At 39.1% G+C, this 1,263-nt stretch carries 1 protein-coding gene and 2 pseudogenes; 1 reads left to right on the top strand and 2 read right to left on the bottom strand.

The features are described 5' to 3' along the window. A pseudogene (locus tag QUA56_RS36645) lies at positions 1 to 142 on the top strand (IS701-like element ISAcma42 family transposase); the annotation flags it as partial. A 28-nt stretch (positions 143 to 170) separates the two neighbouring features. On the opposite strand, the pseudogene QUA56_RS36640 reads toward QUA56_RS36645, so the two are convergent. Both QUA56_RS36640 and QUA56_RS36635 read right to left on the bottom strand, forming a co-directional pair. Further along, a pseudogene (locus QUA56_RS36640) lies at positions 171 to 488 on the bottom strand (ISKra4 family transposase); the annotation flags it as partial. Positions 489 to 495: 7 nt separating this feature from the next. Next, positions 496 to 1,263: ISAs1 family transposase (locus tag QUA56_RS36635; RefSeq protein ID WP_333368932.1), on the bottom strand; the 768-nt coding region annotated here is incomplete at its 5' end.

The following is a 1,263-nucleotide window of genomic DNA, read 5'->3' as shown; positions in this document are numbered from 1 at the left end:
TATTATCACCTTAGAAGGAGGAATACTGAGTATTGATGATACAGTAATAGAAAAACCTTATAGCGACCCCAAAATCACAAAACTAATCGGTCGTTTTTGGTCTGGCAAATACCATAAAACGATGATAGGCTTAAACTTGATCGGGAGCATGTCACTTTTGCAATAAGTATTTATACTTGTGCAGTTTTTGGCGGTCTACCAATTAAGCCATTTAAGTAAGCACATCGATGAGCCAATACCTGCCCAATATGTTCTGATTTCCAACTTGCTCCAGATATTTTAATTCTTCTACCTATTTGCTTAATTCCTGATTCTACTGCCCCAGAACCAATCGAACAGATGTCATTTCTCTGGAAAACTTCGTAATTAATAATTCTTTCTTTATGCTTTTCTAAATACTTACAAAAATTAACTGCTGGCTTTTTCTTCAATTGTATGAATAGTGCTATTGCACTTTTTATATTTCCTTGCCATAACAGGGTAAGAGCATCTCAATCAAGCTTGACAAAAGGAGTTGAGAACAGTCATCATATAATCATTATTCATACAAGCCTGTTTGATTTTTTGACGAAGACTACGCTGCAATGTTTTCTCCTGATTAAGAGCGTTAAGTGCCATCCGTCTCAGGATGGCAAAATTACGAGGACTATGACCTGAACGAATCCGACATTTATCCTCATGGAACGTGACTTCTATTGTCCAATGAACTTGGTTTTCAATAGTCCAATGTTGACGAATGGCACGACCAAGAAGTTGAGCATCCGCAGGCAGAGAAGTTAGATAAAATTGGACTTCATGAGTCGTTTTGTTCCAAAGATGGCGGATTCTTTCAATAATGACGATGGTTTGCAGTCCCGACCATTGGTCTTGTTGATAAAGACCACCGAAAGCCTCTAAAGGAACAGCCCAAACATAACGTTTTTCAGTGCGATGGTGTCCCTTTTCAATTTGTTGGTTATAACTAACGTTAATCCCTTCAAAGTTATTACCTCTTCTGGTATCAAACCATTCTTTAACCTGAGAATGTAAAGTGGGATGATTGGCTTTAAGAGATACAATATAATCAGCTTTTTTGTGGCGGATTTGTTTCACAATCTCGGTTTGAGTTCCCATCGCGTCAATGGTAACTATCGCCCCGGTCAGGTCTAATAATTCTAAGAGTGCCGGAATTGCCGTAATCTCGTTGGGTAAGGATTCAGGTCTGAAAGAAGGGAATGAGCTCAGGCCGAGCCAAGTCACAAGAATGGGCAGAAATAGCCTCAC

It is taken from the genome of Microcoleus sp. N3A4, from assembly GCF_036701805.1.
Classification (GTDB): Bacteria; Cyanobacteriota; Cyanobacteriia; order Cyanobacteriales; family Microcoleaceae; genus Microcoleus.
This window is presented reverse-complemented; position numbering and strand designations above follow the sequence as displayed.